Below are 17,580 nucleotides of genomic sequence, written 5' to 3'. Positions count from 1 at the left end.
TGGCAAATTAGAATTTTATGAGGAGTTTATATGGAGTTTAATAGTTTGATTCCTGAATTATCAGTTTTTGATATTGTTCAGACTAAAAATTTTTATGAAGAATTAGGATTTAAAATAGAGTACGAACGACCGGAAGTGAAATTTGTTTTTATGTCTTTTCAAGATAGTCAGTTTATGTTTGAACAAATTCATGATGATGGCTGGAATACAGGGGAACTAATCTATCCTTTAGGAAGAGGAATAAATTTTTCAATATCAGTTGATGATATTGAGAAACTATATGAATTAGTGAAAAGCAAACAATTAGAGATTTACAGAGAGCTGATTAGAAGTGTATATAGGGTTAACGGAATTGAAGAAATACAAATGGAGTTCCTGATTCAAGATCCTAATGGATATTTATTGAGGTTTACAAACTGATGACTCTTGATTTGAAGGGTAGGTAAACTCAGACTTGTCGCGCTAAAACAATTAAATAAAATGACAAAAAGAAAGTGCGGATATTCAACTTAAATCGAAATAATATAAAATTACGAGGAGATTATAAGATGAACAATTATATAAAATTAAATGAAGATAGATGGAATAATGTAAAAAATGACTATACTGAGCCATTGACACATGAAGAATTAGAAGAAGTTAGAAATAATCCAATTTCTGTTGCATTAACTGTTGGGAAAAAAGTTCCAAAAGAATGGTTTGAAAAAGCAAACGGAAAAAAGATATTAGGTTTAGCTTGTGGTGGTGGACAGCAGGGTCCAGTTTTTGCTATAAAAGGTTATGATGTAACCATAATGGATTTTTCTAAATCACAATTACAAAGAGATGATATGGTTGCTAAAAGAGAAGGCTTAAAAATCAATACAGTTCAAGGCGATATGACAAAACCATTTCCATTTGAAAATGAAACTTTTGATATTATTTTTAATCCGGTTTCAAATGTATATATAGAAGATTTAGAAAACATGTATAAAGAAGCCTCTCGAGTATTGAAAAAGGGTGGACTGTTAATGGTCGGATTTATGAATCCCTGGATATACATGTATGATGCTGACATTGTATGGGACAAACCCGATGAGGAATTACTTTTAAAGTTTTCAATACCTTTTAATTCAAAAGAGCTTGAAGAGCAAGGCAAGATAACCATAAATCCAGAATATGGATATGAATTTAGCCATACCTTAGAAACTCAGATTAGAGGACAACTTAAAAATGGTCTCGCTATGATAGATTTTTATGAATCATGTGATAAAAGAAATAGATTATCACGTTATGGAAATGACTATATAGCTACACTTTGCATTAAACTATAATATTATAGAAAATCCCTCAGGAGAATAGCCCGTTTTATTTTCCTTAAGGGTTAAAATCTAAATCTCAGTTTGTCGAAGTAAAACTATTAGTAAATTATTTAAGAGCAATTTTATTAGGAAAAGAAATATTGCTTTTAGATGAGCCTTTTTCGACGATGGACAAAAACTGTGTCAAATATTAGGGAGAGTGTTTATGGAATTTAATAAAGATAAATGGATAAAAGATGGTATGATTGTAAATATGCCAAAAAAACAAAAAGATAAATATGAACTTTTTGTTTATTTAGCTTCTATTTGCTTTGATGAAAGAAAATATACGGAAAAAGAAATTAATGAGATTTTAAAGAAATACTATGCAGATTATTGTTATTTGAGAAGATTTATGGTTGATTTTAAACTTTTAAAAAGAACTGATGATGGGAGAGAATATTTCTTTGATAAGTCGGTATTGGATTTAATTTAGTAGGAGAGTTATGATAGATATTAGGGAAATTTCTGTTAATGAAACAAATGTGTTTTGGGATAAACATATTAAATACTTAATAGAAGATGAAATTGTTACGGATAAGGAAGATATAGAATACTTTTTAAGTAGCGAGTACAGAGATTTTTTAGAAAATAGTATGAATAATGATAAAGACAGACATTATATTGCCTACTTTTTTGAAAATGATATAGAAATAGGAGCAGTTCAATTTACGATTTATACCAATGAAGATGGAAAATATTTTGGAGAATGTTTTATAATGGATTTTTGGATATATCCTGAATTTAGAAATAAATTAAAAGGTTTGGAATGTTTTAAAAGATTAGAAAAATATACAAAATCACTTGGAGCAACACATTATGTTTTAAATTCAATGAAAGATAATTCAATTCGATTTTGGAAACAATTAGGTTTTAGAGAAAATGGAGTTGATGAATGGGGGATGAAATTGTTTAGATTATATTAGATTTTCAAAGTTTTTATAGCTAATTAATTTAATAAAAAAATGTTAAGGAGCTTTTTATAAAGCTCCTTTATTTTTGTGGTTTATTCCTTGATATAAATTTCTTTGTTTTAGAATTTTACTAACTTCTCCTATTGTTTTAATTTTATTTTTTGACCATAGGGGAGCAACGAGTTTTTCTTTATCGCCATCTCCTGTGAGCCTATGAATAATTATGTCCTTGTCTAAATTTTCTATTGCCATAATCAAAGCATCTATATATTCATCCCAAGTTATTACTTTGAAACTATTTTTTATATATTCTTTATATAGTTCACAATCGTTCTGAATATAAAGGCTGTGAATCTTAATTCCCCAAGGTTTTTTGGTATTTACATAATCAATAGTATTTTTATAATCTTTTTTCGTTTCATTTGGAAGACCGAAAATTATATGAAAGATAGTTTTTATATTTAATTCTTTAAGCTTTTTCACACAATTTTCAAATGTTTTTGTACTGTATCCAATATTCATATTATTTCTTGTTTTTTCATTTGAGCTTTGTAATCCAAGCTCAATCCAGACTTCAATTTTTTCATTCAGTTCTGCAAGTAATTTATAAATATCTTCATTGAAACAGTCGGCTCTTGTAGCTATGGATAGCACTTTGACATTTGGAAAATTTATTGCCTCATAGTACATTTTCCTTAGTTCTTCTACAGGTAAAAATGTATTTGTATAGCTTTGAAAGTAGGCAATATAACCATTGCTTTTATCTTTTTCTTTTAAAAAGCTGATTTGAGCTTTTAATTGTTCTGTTATTGATTTTCTTTTTGTGGTAAATTCTCCACTTCCAGTTTCTGAGCAAAATTTGCAGCCTTTTTTTCCATTTTTTCTATTTGGACAAGAAAACCCTCCATCGATGGAGAGTTTTAAAAGTCTTGAGCCGAATTTTTTCTTTAGATAAGAACTTAAATCATTATATCTTTGCATATTATCTCTTTCTTAATTGTTCTTTTTGTTCTAAAACATGACGTTTTAATTCGTCTAGATATTCTATTTCATCATTTGAGAAATCAACATTTTTCAAAAATCTTCCGGCACCTTTTATTACCATTAATTCAGGATTTTCCGGATTTATAACCTCTAGATGAGTTCTATCCGTTATTAATTCAACAAGTCCGGGAATTAGAGATGTACCTCCGGTTAATATTAATCCCTTTTCAGAAATGTCTGCAATTAATTCAGGAGGGGTTTTTTCTAAAGTTTCTGTTATTGCATTTAAAATCTTATTTAAAGTCATTCCAATTGCGTGAGAAATATCTGAATCATTTACAAAAATATGCATTGGAAGACCATTCATTACATTTCTTCCTTTAATTTCATACATTGAGCCGTCATTTGTAGGATATGCTCTTGCAGCTGATAACTTGATAAGTTCTGCTGTGTTTTCTCCAATAAGCATATTATATCTTGTACGAATGAAATCCGCAATGGCTTGATCAATTGTATTTCCACCGACACTTAAACTTTTTGCAATAATTATTTCTCCATTTGAAATTACGGAAATATCTGTTTTTCCGGCACCAATATCAACAACCATAGTGCCTGATGGATCATTTATATTTATACCACATCCAATGGCAGCCGTTATTGTTTCTTCTAAAAGCACAACATTATTTGCACCCGCAAGTTTTACAGCTTGAGTTATTGCTCTTTTTTGTACTTGTGTCAATTCACTTGCAATACAAACTAAAACATTCGGTCTGAAAAAATTTTTTCCGACAGATTTTTTTATTGCTCTTTTTATAATTGCTTCTGTTGCATTAAAATCTACAATATTTCCTGCAATTACAGGCCTTTTTGCAACTACATTTCCCGGAATACGACCCAATAATTTTTTTGCTGTTTCTCCATAAGATAATATTTTATTTTTATATGTATCCATAGTAACGACTGACGGTTCATTTACAATGATACCTTTATTTTCTACAAAAGTTACTACCTTTGATGTTCCAAAATCAATGGCAAGAGTTTTTCTAAAATACTTCATAAAAATCCTTTAAAAATCTCCTATCTATTTTACTTAAAAATTATTCAAAATGTAAAATCTTGAATAATTTTATTTATAAATTTAATTTAAACATAATTTTTTGTTTATTTATTTTAAACGAAATTATATTACTATAATTTTACACTAAAATTTACATATAGTAAAGAGTAATTTCCATATAAAAAAATTTGATAAAATTTATGTAGTGTAGTAAAATAAGAATGATATAATTAATAATAAATTATGGAGGACTTTTATGTTTAGAATGAAAAATAAACTTAATAATTTATATAATGCAAATAGAGAAGTTAAGTTTGCTCTTGTTGGAGCCGGAAAAATGGGAAAAGGACTTGTTAATCAACTTTCCAGAATTAAAGGTCTTACAAGTTCTGTTGTAATAGATGAAAAGCCTGAAAAAGCTATGGAAGCTCTTATTTCATCCGGTGTTAGAAAGTCGGATATTACTACAAGCGATAATATAAAAATAATTGAAAATTCTATAAAGAATGGAATGTATGTAGTTTCTGATGACTATTCTATTGCTTGTAAGCTACAAGATATTAAAGGAGTTGTTGATGCAACGGGAAATCCTCCTTTTGGAGCAATTTTAGCAATGGAAGCAATTGAAAATAGAAAGCATACAATTATGTTAAATGTTGAATGTGATGCAGTTATTGGACCGTATTTATTCAATTTAGCAAAAAAGAAAAATGTTATTTATACAGGATCTGCTGGGGATGAACCCGGAGCTATTATGGAACTTGCTGATTTTGCTTTAGGTGCAGGGTTTAAACTTCTTGCTGTTGGAAAAGGGAAAAATAATCCGCTTAATCATTATATAACAGAGGATGAAGTCAGAGAGGAAGCAATTTCAAAAGGACTCTATCCAAAAATGCTTGCCGGTTTTATTGACGGAACAAACACCATGATTGAACTTACAAGTGCTGCAAATGCATTAGGTTTTGTCCCTGATGTTATTGGTTGTCATGGTCCAAATACTACACCTGCTGAACTAGCGAAAATTTTTTCTCTAAAGGAACAAGGTGGAATTTTAAATAATTATAAGACTGTAGATTTTGCTTTTGGAGTTGCTCCCGGAGTTTATGCTATCGTAACAAGTGATAGTGATGAAGTTCACGATTTAATGAAATATTTAAAAATGGGTGACGGACCGAACTATGCAATTTATAGACCTTATCACTTAACAAGTTTGGAAACTCCAATTACAATATATAATGCAATTGTTGAAAAAGAGTCAACTATTGTTCCTGCTTGTGGACAAGTTTCAGACACTGTTACAGTTGCAAAGAAAGATTTAAAAGCAGGAGAAATTTTAGAAGGGATTGGCGGCAAATCTGTTTTTGGAACTATAACAAGCCATGCAGATCAAAAAAATAGAAATCTTTTACCAATTGCTATGATTACTAAAAAAACTAAATTAAAAGTTGATGTAAAAAAAGACGAACTGATAACTCTTGATATGGTGGAATTGGATGAGGATCATATTATAACTAAACTTAGAAGAAAACAAGATAAATTAGGTCTTTAGGAGAAAATATGGAAATAATTTTAAAATATAAAAATAGAATTGCAATAGGAATTTCGGTTATTGCAGTTATTATATTGATTATATTTTTAAGTTTTAAATTTTCAGGCAACTCTGATAAAGAGGTAGCTTATGATTTTTCAAAACCTTATAGTAAAATCGAATTTATAAAAGATGAAATGTACATCTTTGAAAAAAATAAATTTTTACGATTTAATAAAAATGGAAAACTTAAATTAGAAAAAGAGATTGAAAACAATGGAAAAATTAGAGTTTCAAATGATGTCATCTATTCACTTATGCCTAATGAAATAATTATGTATAGCAAGAATTTTGATGAAATTAAAAGAATTTCATTGGAAAAAGAAATTCAAGATTTTATTATTGAAAATAATAAATTGATTTTAATCAATAATGCGAGTTTTAAAATTTTTGATGAGAATCTGACTGAAATATATTCAAATGAAGATGTTCAAAATCCCGGATATGTAAAATTTTCAAAAAGTAAAAATAATTTTGCCTATACAGATTATGTAAAATATGAAAATTCAATTAAGTCAAGATTTCATATTTTGAATGCAAAAGATAAGTCAACTGTTTGTGACTTTACATTTTTTAATGAATTTATAATAGAATTTGGTTTTGTAAATGATTTAGATGATAAACTTTTTGTTGCTACAAATGAAAAATTATATCTTTTTGAAAAAAATATTATAAAAAATCAATATTATATAAAAAATTTAAAAAATGTTGTTTATGATTCTGGGAAAATTTACTTGTTTTCTGAAGACTTAAAAGTCTTTAATGCTAAGGATTTAAAACTTGAAAAAACTGTTGATATTGGTGATGACTATGTGAAATCTTACATTTTAAGTAAAGATATTCTGCTAGTCAAAAAAAATGGGTATGTATTGATTGATAAAGCTACTTTTAAAACTAAAGAATTTTCAGGTGAAATAGTAGATTCTATTCAAAGTGAAGATTCAGTTTATTTGATTCAAAAAGATAAATATAAAAAAATAAAATAGGAGGGATTTTTTTGGACGAAAAATATTTATTATTGACTTTTAATTCAGTTAATCATACAATGCAATTAGAGAAAGAACTTAAGAATTTAGATAAGAAATTTAAAACAATTCCAACACCAAGGGAAGTAAGTCGTTCTTGTGGTTTAGCTATTTTGCTTGATCCAAGTGAACTTGAAACAGTAAAATCTCTAAAAGAAGCGGGTAAAAATGTTGATTACCTTTGGCTTTTTGAAAAGACACAAGATAGAGGAAATGTTGTAACGGAGATAAATATTAATGAATAAATTTTTTGGAAATTTTATTTATTCGGAGTCTATTAGAAGCCTAATTATAAAAGTAATTTTATCTATAATAGTTTTCTTTGTTGCCAAAATTATAATTTATATTTTTACAAAAGCTTTGACAAATCTAGTTAAAACATATAAATCAAATGATTTTAGAAACTCTAAAAAGGTAAACTCGATAGTTTCTATATCGTCAAGTGTTTTGAAATATATAATTTATTTTATAGTAATAGTTATAATACTTAGCATTTTTGATGTAAATACTTTATCTTTAATAGCAACTGCTGGAGTTGGTGGTATTATTATTGCCTTTGGAGTTCAAAGTATTGTAAAAGACTTATTCAGTGGAGTTTTTATTCTTTTAGACGACCAGTATAATATTGGGGATGATGTTATTATAAATGGAATTTCTGGCAATATTATGTCTATAAATATGAGAAATACACAGATACAAGGTTATGATGGAAGTATAAATACCATTTCAAACGGAAGTATTACTACTGTTACAAATTTAAGTAAAAATAACCAAAGATCTGTTGTTACTTTTTGTTTTCCAACTGATGTGGATGTTGAAAAAGTTAAGAAAATTATAAGCGATTTTTCGACAGAATTTTCAAAGAAACATAAAAGTGTAGTCAAAGATCCGGTATTTTTCGGAGTTACAGAAATGGGAAGTTATTATATAAAAATAGCTGTTGCTCTTTGGAGTAAACAGTCAACACAATGGCAAAATGAAAAAAATTTAAGAGAAGAATTGTATAAAAAATTTAAAGAAAAAAATATTGAGTTTTTGAAACTTGAAAAGGGTGATAAAATTGTATAAATATAAAGTATCCGACATTGTAGTGCTAAAAAAAGAACATCCCTGTGGAACAAATAGATGGGAGATTTTAAGGACAGGAATTGAAATTAAATTGAAATGTCTAGGTTGTGAAAGGGAAGTTTGGGTTAAAAGAATTGATTTTGAAAAAAGGCTAAGAAAAGTTGAAATAGACGGGAAACTTTTCAAAGTTGCAAATCTGTAAAGGAGGTAATTATGGATTTTTTAGAATTAGCAAAAAATAGATATTCAGTAAGAGATTTTTCTAGTAAAAAGGTTGAAAAAGAAAAGATTTTAAAAATTTTAGAGGAAGGAAAAATTGCACCGACAGCAAAAAATAACCAACCGATAAAAATTTACTATTGTACTGATGATGAAAAGTTAAAACTTTTAAATGAGTCATCTCCTTGTGAATTTAATGCACAACTTATGTTTGTTATAACATATAATATGGATCAATGTTGGAAATATGAAGATGGAATCCCAAGTGGAGTTGTAGATGCTATAATTGTTGCAACACATATGGTTCTTGAAGCTGAAGATTTAGGATTAGGTTCAGTGATGATTAAAGCTTTTAGTTCTGAAATAGTTAAGGAAAAATTTGATATTCCGGAACAAAATGAAGTAGAAATACTTTTATTCATGGGATATAAATCTGAAAATGCTATGCCTTCACCAATGCACGAAACTTATAAGTCTGATGAAGAATTATTTGAAGAATTGAAAATTAGATAATCAGGGGGATTATATGGATAAAATATTAGAAGATTTGTTTTCTCTTCAAGATATTGAATATAAAAATTTTAATGCAAAACTCATTCCTACAGTAGATAGAGACTTAATAATCGGAGTTAGAACACCTGATTTAAGAAATTATGCAAAAAAATTATTTAAAGAAGATGAAAAACGAAGCTTTCAGTTTTTAAATAATCTTCCACATAAATACTATGAAGAAAATAATTTACATGGTTGTTTAATTGAGCAAATAAAAGATTTTTATTTGGTAATGGAATATACAGAAAAATTTATTCCATTCATTGACAATTGGGCAACTTGAGACTTGTTTTCTCCAAAAGTTTTTAAAAAATATCCAAATGAGACATATAGATATATTTTAGATTGGATAGAAGATGAAAAAACTTATGTTATAAGATACGGAATCGGACTTTTACTTTCAAATTATTTGGATGAAAATTTTAAAGAAGAACATTTGAAAATTGTTTCAAAAGTAAGGTCTGAAGAATATTATGTAAATATGATGATTGCTTGGTATTTTGCCACTGCTCTTGCAAAACAACAAAAGTATGCTATAAAGTTTATAGAAAATAAAAAACTTGATGATTGGACTCATAATAAAGCCATTCAAAAGGCAATAGAAAGCAGAAGAATTACCGAAGAAGAAAAAGCATATCTAAGAAGTTTAAAAGTAAAAATAGTGAAATAGAATGAAAAGAGCTGTTGGCTCTTTTTTTGTAAATAAAGCTATTCAATGAATGATTAACTTTGATAAAGAAATAAAAAGGAGAGATATAAAACAAAAAATAAAAAAATTATTGAAGAAAATCAAGAATCTTATTGACAAATATTATAAAATATTTTATAATAAGTGTACATATAATAAAAAGGAGGAAGTACAATGGAATTTAGTTTTAGTTTAAAAATCAAAGCAGTGAAAGAAAAAGTCTGGGAGTATTATGCAAATATTGAAAAATGGTATGATTGGGAGAAAGATTTAAAAAATATCACATTAAAAGATGGATTTAAGACAGGATCATTTGGGACTATGGAACTTGAAGGCATGCCTCCTATGGAATATCAGCTTACTCTTGTAAGACCTTTTGAAGAATTTTGGGATAAAACAGAAACTCCGTTTGGAGATATTCTTTTCGGTCATCAAATAATTGATAATAATGATGGAAGTGTGAACATAAAACATACTGTAATTTTAGACAGCGAAGATGAACGACATTTAGAATTTTTAAGTCAAGTCTTTTCAGATATACCTCACTCAATATTTGTTTTAAAAAAATGTTTGGAAGGATAAGGTGATATTTTGTTTGTATCAAAATATAAGGACAATTCAGAAAAATCAACAGGATTATTATTTATGAGAGTGTATAACAAATGGCATTTTATGATAAAAAATGAATTGAAAAAAGTGAATTTAACACATCCTCAATTTGTTGTATTAGCTTCCCTTGCTTATTTATCACAAAATAACATTGAGGTTACACAGGTTATGATTTCTAAAATATCAGGGATAGATGTTATGACTGTATCTCAAATATTAAATCTACTAGAAAAACACAATTTTGTAAAGAGAAAAGAACATTCAAAAGACACAAGAGCAAAAACAGTTGTTTTGAATAAAAAAGGAGAAGAAATTTTACAAAAAGCTGTTCCTCTAGTTGAGAGAATTGATGAAATTTTTTTTGGAAAGTTAGATAATGATGAAGATCGATTTAAACAATTTCTTGCCAAGTTGAATCAGGAATTGTAATCTATGAAGATATCAAAATTATCATCTATGTTGTTATAAAAGAATGGTATTATAGGTAAAGTCAAATCTGTAAAAGTGTAAAAAATTATGTTATGGCTTTTATAAATATTTATTTGGGAGGTTTGTGTTTATATATGAATAATTTTTTTGAAGCATTGATTGGAGAAAAATCAGAAAGCAAAAATATATTTTCTCCTCTAATTGGAGAATGGGAAATTGAATGGGTTGATGGAAAAGGAACTGAAAAAGAAAGGCATGTAATAGGAGAATGGTTGTTTTCAGAGATATTGAATGGTCAAGGAATTCAAGATGTTTTCATTTGTCCGTCAAGAGTAGAAAGAGTTGCAAATCCGCAACCGGATGCTGAATATGGTACAACTATAAGAATATATAATCCAAAAAAGAAAAAATGGGATATTTGCTATTCCTGTTTAGGAAAGATGGTTTGTTTGGAAGCAGAAAAAATAAATGATAAAATTGTACTAGTGAATAAAGAGAAAACAGAGAGTCTTAATCAATGGATATTTTCAAATATTACTCTCGATACATTTCATTGGGAAAGCAAGACGTCTTTTGATAATGGCAAGAGTTGGGTTACAAATGGTGAAGTATTTGCAAAGAGAAAATATTGAATATATAGATTGAATTTAATATGAAAGGTAGTGTAAAAAATTTTTTTATCTTAACACACTACCGTTTTTGTTGGACTTGACGAAAATATCTTAATAGTATAAAATTAACTGTAATTATATTTTTGTTATTGAATTTAATTAACTCTATTTTTAAATAAAAAATATCCTTTAAAATTTGTACCTACATTATAGGGTAGTACAATCTAAAAATTGTTAAACTATATCTAGAAAGGGGAAATCAAATGAGTATAATAAAATCTTTTAATAGTACGATAGATTATATAGAAACTGTTTTAGAAGATGAAATTGATGAAAAGAAAATAACTCATTTATCTGGATATTCTTATGCGATGTTTAGTCGATTATTTTCTATTCTGACTGAAACAACACTTTCAGAATATTTGAGAGGAAGAAAATTAACAGAGGCTGCGATTGCTTTAAGAGATACGGACGAAAAAGTAATTGACATTGCATTTAGATTTGGATATGAGTCATCAGACTCTTTTGGAACAGCTTTCAAGAATTTTCATGGATTTACTCCTTCTGAAGTAAGAAATGAGAAACCATTCAAATTGATTTCTAGAATTCAATTAGCATTAACAGTTAAAGGAGGAAGAAGTATGAATGTTACAATTCAAAAGAAAGGTTCATTTACAGTTGCAGGTTTCAATGAAGAAAATATTAATTCATCATTATGTCCAAAAGTTTGGAATAAATTATATGAAAAATATAGCCAAGAAGAACTTGCAAGTCTAGGAGATGGAGAAAGTGTAGGCATTTGTCATGACGTGGAAAGTCCAAATGTAATAAATTACATGGCAGGATATATTGTTACGGATGTAGATAAAGCAAAAAGTATGGGACTTGATATCCTAGAAGTAGAAGAGGCTGAATATGCTATTGTTGAGCTAAAAGGAGTAGTTCCTGAATGTATTCACAATGGTTGGAAGTATGTAATGGAAGTGTTTTTTCCGGAACATGGATATGTTCATTCGGGAACTCCTGACTTTGAATATTACTATGAAGGGGATATGGATAGTAAAGATTATAAAATGGAATTATGGATTCCAATTGTAAAAGCATAATATATTAAAAATAAATTAGAGCCATTGGCTCTTTTTTGTTGGACTTGACGAAAATATTTTAATAGTATAAAATTAACTGTAATTATATTTTTATTATTGAATTTAATTAACTCTATTTTTAAATAAAAAAGATTATATTTTATTGTTGTGTTGGGGGAGAGATGGAAAATTTAAGCACAGTAGTCGAAAGATTAAAAAAACTGCAACAAAATTTATCAGAAATTGGTGATTCACTTTGACATTTCAAAGTTAGAGGAAGATTACAGAGATTTTGAGACTCAAACTTTCGAAGAAGATTTTTGGAATGATTCTAAAAAGGCAAAGTTAATTTTAGATAATATGAAAAATTTAAAATGTAAAATTGAAACTTTTACTTGTCTAAGTCAAAAAATTGTAGATTCGTTAGAATTTTTGAAAATTTTATCTGATGAAGAATTTATGGAATATGAAAAAGAAGTGTTAAAAAATATTTTAAATATTGAGAAAGAATATTTATCTTTAAAGTTAAATACTTTAATGATTGGAGAATATGATTCAAATAATGCCATTTTAGAAATTCATGCTGGTGCAGGTGGTACAGATGCACAAGATTGGACAGAAATGTTACAACGTCTTTATACAAGATGGATTAACAGTAAGGGCTTTTCATTTTCAATTTTGGATTATAATTCTGATACTGAAGGTGGAATTAAGTCTGTTACTTTAAAAGTTGAAGGGAAAAACGCCTATGGATTTTTGAAAGGAGAAAAGGGAGTTCATAGACTTGTTAGAATTTCTCCTTATGATTCTTCAAATAAGAGGCATACAAGTTTTGCAAGTGTAGATGTTTTTCCGGAGATTGAAGAAATTACCGATATTGAAATAAATCCTAAAGATTTACGGATTGATACTTATAGATCTGGAGGAGCAGGAGGACAACATGTAAACAAAACAGATTCTGCAGTTAGAATAACACATATTCCAACGGGAGTAACTGTTTCTTGTCAATCCGAAAGAAGTCAAATGTTTAATAGAGATACGGCTATGAGACAGCTTATTGCAAAACTTTTGATTATAAAGCAGGAAGAAAATAGAGAAAAAATAGAAGATATTCAAGGAAAGTATTCCCAAATTGCATGGGGTTCACAGATAAGATCTTATGTTTTTCAACCCTATACACTTGTCAAAGATCATCGTACAGGTTATGAAACAGGAAATGTCGAGTCTGTTATGAATGGGAATATTGATGAATTTATAAATCAATATTTATGTGAATTAATAAAAAAGAGCAGGTGATTTTATGAAAAGAGAAACAGCAACTAGAATCGTTGCACTTGTATTGGCTTTAATGATGGTAGTTGGAGTAATACCGGCAATTATAGGGCTATTTAAGTAATGCAAGTTGTAAATATAAATTATAGTAAATCTAAAGAAGTTTTTGAAGTAGTTTTTGAAGATGAAACAAAACTTCTTTTGAATTATAATATTTTTGAAAAGTATAAAGTTTCAGTTGATATGGATTTTTCAGAAGATGAAATTTTAGAAATGAAGTATTTTTCAGATATTGAAAGGGCAAAGTCGAGAGCAATAAATTATATTTCAGGAAAATTGAAAACAAAATATGAAGTAAGATTAAAACTTAAAGAAAATGGCTTTACAGAAGATGTTATAGACAAAGTTTTGGATATTTTAGAAAAAGAGGAATATCTAAATGATAAAGTCTATTGTGAGATATTTATTGAAGATAAAAAAAAATTAAATGGATATGGGAAAAATAAAATCAAATCTTTATTAATTCAAAAAGGAATTTCTAAGAATATTTTTGAAGATTTTTTGAATGAGTTTGAATACGATGAAGAATTTGATAATGCTCTTAAAATGGGTATAAAAAAACTGGAACTGTTGTCAAATGAAGAAGATAATTTCAAGAAAAAACAAAAGATTATAAATTATTTGACTTATAGAGGTTTCGGTTTTGATGTGATAAATGATGTTTTAAAGGAAATATTATGATAACTTTTGTTTATATGTTGGAGTGCAAGGACGGAACTTTTTATACCGGTTATACGACTGATTTAAAATCCAGATTTGAAAAACATAATTCCGGTTGCGGTGCAAAATATACAAGAGGCAGAATACCTGTAAAACTAGTTTATTTTGAAATTTTTGAAACAAAGTCAGAAGCACTTAAGAGAGAAATTAAGATAAAAAAGATGAATAGGTTAAGAAAAGAAAAATTAGTATTAAATTTTGATAAAAGCAAATTTTCTACTTATATGGAAGGTGATGTTTTATGATTAATGAAAATTTATATAATCAATATAATGATTTAAGAGAAAATTTAGCGGAATTATTACTTTTAAAAGAAGAAATTATTTCAATTAGAAATGATTTGGTTTTAGAAGATGATGAAAAGTTTAAACTTTTATATAAAAAAAATATGGAAAGCCTTATAAAAATTCAAAAAACACTTGAAAGAGATGTTATGAATCTTTTTAGGGCAGGAGAAATTTTAAAAACACTTGAATTTGCTGATAATTTTGTAGATGTAAGTCAAGTTTATACAATTATAAATTTGGAAAATAGAAACAGCAAAAAATTTAATTCAAATGAGGTTAAAAATTTTGTAGGATTGTTTGATGAGCTTGACACTGATGAAAACAATACTTGTAATGATGTTTTTAAGGCCATTGCAAAGGAAATTTCTCCACAAATAAATAGTAAAAATTGGGATAAAGAACTTTGGAAAAAAACGCTAAAAGCTAAAGCTGATGACAGCAAAAGAACGATGAATAAAATTTTTAAGACGATTGAAGAAGAAAGATTGATAAAAAATCCGATAGATTTTAATGTTGATGAGTATTCAGAAAATATTCGAATTTTGGAAAATAATTTGGAATTTTTACAAAGAGAAGTGAAAAATCTTGGAGAGTCTTGTAAAGATACTCTTGATGAAAAAAAAGTAGAAAAAATGCAGAGATTATTGAAAAAAGTTGAAACTAAAAAGGCAGATATAAATCATTCAATTGAAATTTTAACAAAAATAAAAAATGGGTTAATGGACGGATTTATTGCGTCTCTACCTACAAATAAAAATGGAATGTTAAATTAGGAGGAGAAAATGGAATTAAAATTTGAGATTACAGAGGAATTAGGAATTTTATCTGAAAATGAAAAAGGTTGGAGGAAAGAGTTAAATTTAGTAAGCTGGAATGAAAGAGAACCAAAATATGATATAAGAGATTGGAATCCAAGCCATGAGAGGATGTCTAAAGGAATAACTCTTACAAAGGAAGAAGCTCAAGCGCTTTATGAAATTTTAAAGGAAGAATTTGGAGAATAGTGTGAAAAAATTTTTTGGGAAATTTATTATAGGTCTTTCTAAATTTTTAGATAAAGCTTTAGGGCTGATTGTAAACGGACTATCTTATGTTGTGAATTTGCTTAGCAGTATTTCTGTATTTTTAGTGCTAATAGGAATAGGTCTTCTAACTTTAAGTTCGTTTTTAGCCCCTTTGTTAATTGGAATTTTGATTTTCCATCCGGGTTTTTGGCTAGTTGTATTTGTTTTTTTTATAGTTCCTTTTTTAGGGAAAAAATTTATTTCATTTCTGAGATATATTAATTACTCATTATGTGAATATTTGAATGATTATGGAAATTTTTTGTTGGGAAATAACAGAGGTTATTCATCATTTAAAGAATATAAAAGAAAATATGAAAGAGCTCAAGAAGAACAACGTCAAAGAGAAAGAGAAGAAAGACAAAGAAGAGAACAGGAAGAATGGGAAAGAAGATTTAATGCTTTTAATGAATATTTCTCCAATCAGGGAGGTTTCTATACAGGCTATCAGGGATATTATCAAAATGCCGGTGGAACAAGTTACGATCCATATAGCGACTTTAAAAATAAATTTGAAAATGCTTGTAGGGTTTTAGAGTTTAATACTTATGATATAGATTTTTATCAAGTTAAGCTACAATATAGAAAACTTGCAAAAAAATATCATCCGGATTTGAATAGAGATAGAGATACCACAGAGAAATTTCAAGAAGTTAATTCGGCTTTTGAATTTTTAACGGAAGAAAATATAAAAAGATATAATCAGATGAAAAGATAGTAGAAGATAATCGCTATCTTTTCTTTATTTTAAAATTGTGGTAAAATAAATATACAATAAAATATTTGGAGGTAGTTATGAATATAGTAGATCGTTTTGTGGAATATGCAAAAATGGACACTCAATCAAATCCTAAGTCTAATACTGTTCCATCAACAGAAAAACAAAAAAACTTGGGAAATTTACTTGTGAAGCAATTAAAAGAAATGGGAATTGAAAATGCCCATATTGATGAAATGGGTTATGTTTATGCTCATTTGAAATCAAATGTAGGAAAAGATTTAAAAAAAGTCGGTTTTATTGCACATATGGATACTGCAACTGAACTTACCGGAGCAAATGTAAATCCTCAATTTGTTGATTACAAAGGAGGAGATATAAAGCTAAATGATGAAGTTACTATGACTGTAAAAGAGTTTCCTTGTCTGAACGAAGTTGTTGGAGAAAGACTTATAACAACTGACGGAAATACTTTGTTAGGAGCTGATGACAAGTCAGGTATTTCAATTATTATGGATGCAATTCAAAAAATTACATCAAATAATTTACCACATGGGGATATCTCAATAGGATTTACTCCTGATGAAGAAATTGGACGTGGAGCAGACCATTTTGATGTTAAAAAATTTGGAGCGGATTTTGCTTATACTATTGACGGAGGACCTATCGGAGAACTTGAATATGAAAGTTTTAACGCTTGTAGCGCTGTAGTAGATATTAAAGGTAAAAATGTTCATCCGGGTTCAGCAAAAGATATTATGAGAAATTCACTTGTAGTTGCACATAATCTCTTATCAATGTTACCTGCAAATGAAAGACCGGAACATACTGAAGGATATGACGGTTTTTATCATTTATTGGAAATGAACGGAAATACTGAAAATACTCATATGGAATTTATCATAAGAGATTTTGACAGAGAAAAATTTGAAAACAAAAAAGAATATATGAAAAAAATAGTTGAATTTTTAAATTCCAGATATGATAATTCAATTACTTTAGAACTTAAAGATTCATATTACAATATGAGAGAAAAATTGGAAGATAGAAAAGATATAATTGACCTTGCATATAATTCTATGGTTGAAATCGGAATTACTCCAAAAATTCAATCTATAAGGGGCGGTACAGACGGTTCAAGACTTTCTTTCATGGGTCTTCCTTGTCCAAACATTTTTGCCGGTGGATTTAATTTCCATGGTAGATATGAATTTGTTCCTGTTTCATATATGGAAAAAGGTTCAGAATTACTTGTAAAAATTGTAGAAAATATTGTAAAAGGAGAATAGT

At 27.9% G+C, this 17,580-nt stretch carries 23 protein-coding genes and 1 pseudogene; 22 read left to right on the top strand and 2 right to left on the bottom strand.

What is annotated here, in order from left to right; translation table 11 throughout:
• The first annotated feature begins 30 nt into the window (after positions 1-30).
• The 4 genes from VJI94_RS03430 to VJI94_RS03415 all read left to right on the top strand — a co-directional run bounded on the left by VJI94_RS03430 (position 31) and on the right by VJI94_RS03415 (position 2,266).
• On the top strand, positions 31-420 hold the full coding sequence (locus tag VJI94_RS03430; protein WP_004832955.1) for a bleomycin resistance protein: 390 nt from the start codon (positions 31-33) through the stop codon (positions 418-420).
• Positions 421-548: 128 nt separating this feature from the next.
• Positions 549-1,313 (top strand): class I SAM-dependent methyltransferase, encoded by a 765-nt coding sequence (locus tag VJI94_RS03425; protein ID WP_029949822.1) that lies wholly within the window; start codon positions 549-551, stop codon positions 1,311-1,313.
• A 193-nt stretch (positions 1,314-1,506) separates the two neighbouring features.
• Positions 1,507-1,776, top strand: a complete 270-nt coding sequence (locus VJI94_RS03420; protein WP_324008334.1) for a DUF2087 domain-containing protein — start codon at positions 1,507-1,509, stop codon at positions 1,774-1,776.
• 10 nt (positions 1,777-1,786) lie between these two features.
• On the top strand, positions 1,787-2,266 hold the full coding sequence (locus VJI94_RS03415; protein ID WP_324008333.1) for a GNAT family N-acetyltransferase: 480 nt from the start codon (positions 1,787-1,789) through the stop codon (positions 2,264-2,266).
• A gap of 54 nt (positions 2,267-2,320) precedes the next feature.
• On the opposite strand, the gene VJI94_RS03410 is transcribed toward VJI94_RS03415, so the two are convergent.
• The gene (locus VJI94_RS03410; protein ID WP_324008331.1) at positions 2,321-3,235 is read right to left on the bottom strand and encodes a TIGR01212 family radical SAM protein; all 915 of its coding nucleotides are present in this window, start codon (positions 3,233-3,235) and stop codon (positions 2,321-2,323) included.
• Position 3,236: 1 nt separating this feature from the next.
• Positions 3,237-4,295 (bottom strand): rod shape-determining protein, encoded by a 1,059-nt coding sequence (locus VJI94_RS03405; RefSeq protein ID WP_004832963.1) that lies wholly within the window; start codon positions 4,293-4,295, stop codon positions 3,237-3,239.
• Positions 4,296-4,551: 256 nt separating this feature from the next.
• On the opposite strand from VJI94_RS03405, the gene VJI94_RS03400 reads away from it, so the two are divergent.
• From VJI94_RS03400 to pepT, 18 genes and pseudogenes are all read left to right on the top strand, one after another.
• Positions 4,552-5,844, top strand: a complete 1,293-nt coding sequence (locus tag VJI94_RS03400) for an NAD(P)H-dependent oxidoreductase (protein WP_004832964.1) — start codon at positions 4,552-4,554, stop codon at positions 5,842-5,844.
• Positions 5,845-5,852: 8 nt separating this feature from the next.
• A complete protein-coding gene (locus tag VJI94_RS03395; protein ID WP_324008330.1) occupies positions 5,853-6,869 on the top strand; it encodes a hypothetical protein in 1,017 nt (338 codons plus the stop codon).
• Positions 6,870-6,880: 11 nt separating this feature from the next.
• Entirely contained in the window at positions 6,881-7,153 is a 273-nt protein-coding gene (locus tag VJI94_RS03390; RefSeq protein ID WP_314720443.1) for a DUF3343 domain-containing protein, read from the top strand.
• Positions 7,146-7,976, top strand: a complete 831-nt coding sequence (locus VJI94_RS03385) for a mechanosensitive ion channel family protein (RefSeq protein ID WP_324008329.1) — start codon at positions 7,146-7,148, stop codon at positions 7,974-7,976. The genes VJI94_RS03390 and VJI94_RS03385 overlap by 8 nt, the downstream gene beginning before the upstream one ends.
• Complete coding sequence (locus VJI94_RS03380) at positions 7,969-8,178, top strand: DUF951 domain-containing protein (protein WP_324008328.1); 210 nt, start codon at positions 7,969-7,971, stop codon at positions 8,176-8,178. The genes VJI94_RS03385 and VJI94_RS03380 overlap by 8 nt, the downstream gene beginning before the upstream one ends.
• A gap of 11 nt (positions 8,179-8,189) precedes the next feature.
• Positions 8,190-8,708, top strand: coding sequence for a nitroreductase family protein (locus VJI94_RS03375; RefSeq protein ID WP_324008327.1), 519 nt, complete (start codon positions 8,190-8,192; stop codon positions 8,706-8,708).
• A 13-nt stretch (positions 8,709-8,721) separates the two neighbouring features.
• A pseudogene (locus tag VJI94_RS03370) lies at positions 8,722-9,417 on the top strand (DNA alkylation repair protein).
• A 192-nt stretch (positions 9,418-9,609) separates the two neighbouring features.
• Positions 9,610-10,017 carry a polyketide cyclase gene (locus VJI94_RS03365; protein ID WP_324008326.1) on the top strand — a complete coding sequence of 136 codons (408 nt, stop codon included), beginning with the start codon at positions 9,610-9,612 and terminating at the stop codon, positions 10,015-10,017.
• A 9-nt stretch (positions 10,018-10,026) separates the two neighbouring features.
• Positions 10,027-10,473: a MarR family winged helix-turn-helix transcriptional regulator gene (locus tag VJI94_RS03360; RefSeq protein WP_324008325.1), complete on the top strand. Its 447-nt coding sequence runs from the start codon at positions 10,027-10,029 to the stop codon at positions 10,471-10,473.
• Between the two features lie 134 nt (positions 10,474-10,607).
• Positions 10,608-11,105 (top strand): hypothetical protein, encoded by a 498-nt coding sequence (locus tag VJI94_RS03355; protein WP_324008324.1) that lies wholly within the window; start codon positions 10,608-10,610, stop codon positions 11,103-11,105.
• 242 nt (positions 11,106-11,347) lie between these two features.
• Positions 11,348-12,190, top strand: a complete 843-nt coding sequence (locus VJI94_RS03350) for an AraC family transcriptional regulator (protein ID WP_324008323.1) — start codon at positions 11,348-11,350, stop codon at positions 12,188-12,190.
• A gap of 161 nt (positions 12,191-12,351) precedes the next feature.
• Positions 12,352-13,465, top strand: a protein-coding gene (gene prfB, locus VJI94_RS03345; protein WP_205420682.1) for a peptide chain release factor 2 whose coding sequence is annotated in 2 segments (ribosomal slippage) — positions 12,352-12,426 and positions 12,428-13,465 — 1,113 coding nt in all. Because the reading frame shifts where the segments join, the coding sequence is not laid out codon by codon here.
• 99 nt (positions 13,466-13,564) lie between these two features.
• The gene (locus VJI94_RS03340) at positions 13,565-14,182 is read left to right on the top strand and encodes a regulatory protein RecX (RefSeq protein ID WP_324008322.1); all 618 of its coding nucleotides are present in this window, start codon (positions 13,565-13,567) and stop codon (positions 14,180-14,182) included.
• A complete protein-coding gene (locus VJI94_RS03335) occupies positions 14,179-14,466 on the top strand; it encodes a GIY-YIG nuclease family protein (protein ID WP_004832984.1) in 288 nt (95 codons plus the stop codon). The genes VJI94_RS03340 and VJI94_RS03335 overlap by 4 nt, the downstream gene beginning before the upstream one ends.
• A complete protein-coding gene (locus VJI94_RS03330) occupies positions 14,463-15,281 on the top strand; it encodes a hypothetical protein (protein ID WP_029949782.1) in 819 nt (272 codons plus the stop codon). Before VJI94_RS03335 ends, VJI94_RS03330 begins: the two co-directional genes overlap by 4 nt.
• Positions 15,282-15,290: 9 nt before the next feature.
• Entirely contained in the window at positions 15,291-15,512 is a 222-nt protein-coding gene (locus VJI94_RS03325) for a YdbC family protein (RefSeq protein WP_004832987.1), read from the top strand.
• Position 15,513: 1 nt separating this feature from the next.
• Positions 15,514-16,290, top strand: coding sequence for a J domain-containing protein (locus VJI94_RS03320; protein ID WP_324008321.1), 777 nt, complete (start codon positions 15,514-15,516; stop codon positions 16,288-16,290).
• A gap of 77 nt (positions 16,291-16,367) precedes the next feature.
• Positions 16,368-17,579 carry a peptidase T gene (gene pepT, locus VJI94_RS03315; RefSeq protein ID WP_004832990.1) on the top strand — a complete coding sequence of 404 codons (1,212 nt, stop codon included), beginning with the start codon at positions 16,368-16,370 and terminating at the stop codon, positions 17,577-17,579.
• The last annotated feature ends 1 nt before the right edge of the window (position 17,580 follow it).

This window comes from Parvimonas sp. D9, assembly GCF_035282565.1.
GTDB lineage: Bacteria > Bacillota > Clostridia > Tissierellales > Peptoniphilaceae > Parvimonas > Parvimonas micra.
This window is presented reverse-complemented; position numbering and strand designations above follow the sequence as displayed.

What these genes read in the sequence shown, in the direction of transcription:
- VJI94_RS03350 (WP_324008323.1), top strand. Translation starts at nt 11,348, where the DNA reads ATGAGTATAATAAAATCTTTTAATAGTACGATAGATTATATAGAAACT.
- VJI94_RS03400 (WP_004832964.1), top strand. Translation starts at nt 4,552, where the DNA reads ATGTTTAGAATGAAAAATAAACTTAATAATTTATATAATGCAAATAGA.
- VJI94_RS03340 (WP_324008322.1), top strand. Translation starts at nt 13,565, where the DNA reads ATGCAAGTTGTAAATATAAATTATAGTAAATCTAAAGAAGTTTTTGAA.
- VJI94_RS03420 (WP_324008334.1), top strand. Translation starts at nt 1,507, where the DNA reads ATGGAATTTAATAAAGATAAATGGATAAAAGATGGTATGATTGTAAAT.
- VJI94_RS03385 (WP_324008329.1), top strand. Translation starts at nt 7,146, where the DNA reads ATGAATAAATTTTTTGGAAATTTTATTTATTCGGAGTCTATTAGAAGC.
- VJI94_RS03395 (WP_324008330.1), top strand. Translation starts at nt 5,853, where the DNA reads ATGGAAATAATTTTAAAATATAAAAATAGAATTGCAATAGGAATTTCG.
- VJI94_RS03405 (WP_004832963.1), bottom strand. Translation starts at nt 4,295, where the DNA reads ATGAAGTATTTTAGAAAAACTCTTGCCATTGATTTTGGAACATCAAAG.
- VJI94_RS03375 (WP_324008327.1), top strand. Translation starts at nt 8,190, where the DNA reads ATGGATTTTTTAGAATTAGCAAAAAATAGATATTCAGTAAGAGATTTT.
- pepT (WP_004832990.1), top strand. Translation starts at nt 16,368, where the DNA reads ATGAATATAGTAGATCGTTTTGTGGAATATGCAAAAATGGACACTCAA.
- VJI94_RS03365 (WP_324008326.1), top strand. Translation starts at nt 9,610, where the DNA reads ATGGAATTTAGTTTTAGTTTAAAAATCAAAGCAGTGAAAGAAAAAGTC.
- VJI94_RS03335 (WP_004832984.1), top strand. Translation starts at nt 14,179, where the DNA reads ATGATAACTTTTGTTTATATGTTGGAGTGCAAGGACGGAACTTTTTAT.
- VJI94_RS03330 (WP_029949782.1), top strand. Translation starts at nt 14,463, where the DNA reads ATGATTAATGAAAATTTATATAATCAATATAATGATTTAAGAGAAAAT.
- VJI94_RS03355 (WP_324008324.1), top strand. Translation starts at nt 10,608, where the DNA reads ATGAATAATTTTTTTGAAGCATTGATTGGAGAAAAATCAGAAAGCAAA.
- VJI94_RS03425 (WP_029949822.1), top strand. Translation starts at nt 549, where the DNA reads ATGAACAATTATATAAAATTAAATGAAGATAGATGGAATAATGTAAAA.
- VJI94_RS03430 (WP_004832955.1), top strand. Translation starts at nt 31, where the DNA reads ATGGAGTTTAATAGTTTGATTCCTGAATTATCAGTTTTTGATATTGTT.
- VJI94_RS03410 (WP_324008331.1), bottom strand. Translation starts at nt 3,235, where the DNA reads ATGCAAAGATATAATGATTTAAGTTCTTATCTAAAGAAAAAATTCGGC.
- VJI94_RS03325 (WP_004832987.1), top strand. Translation starts at nt 15,291, where the DNA reads ATGGAATTAAAATTTGAGATTACAGAGGAATTAGGAATTTTATCTGAA.
- VJI94_RS03415 (WP_324008333.1), top strand. Translation starts at nt 1,787, where the DNA reads ATGATAGATATTAGGGAAATTTCTGTTAATGAAACAAATGTGTTTTGG.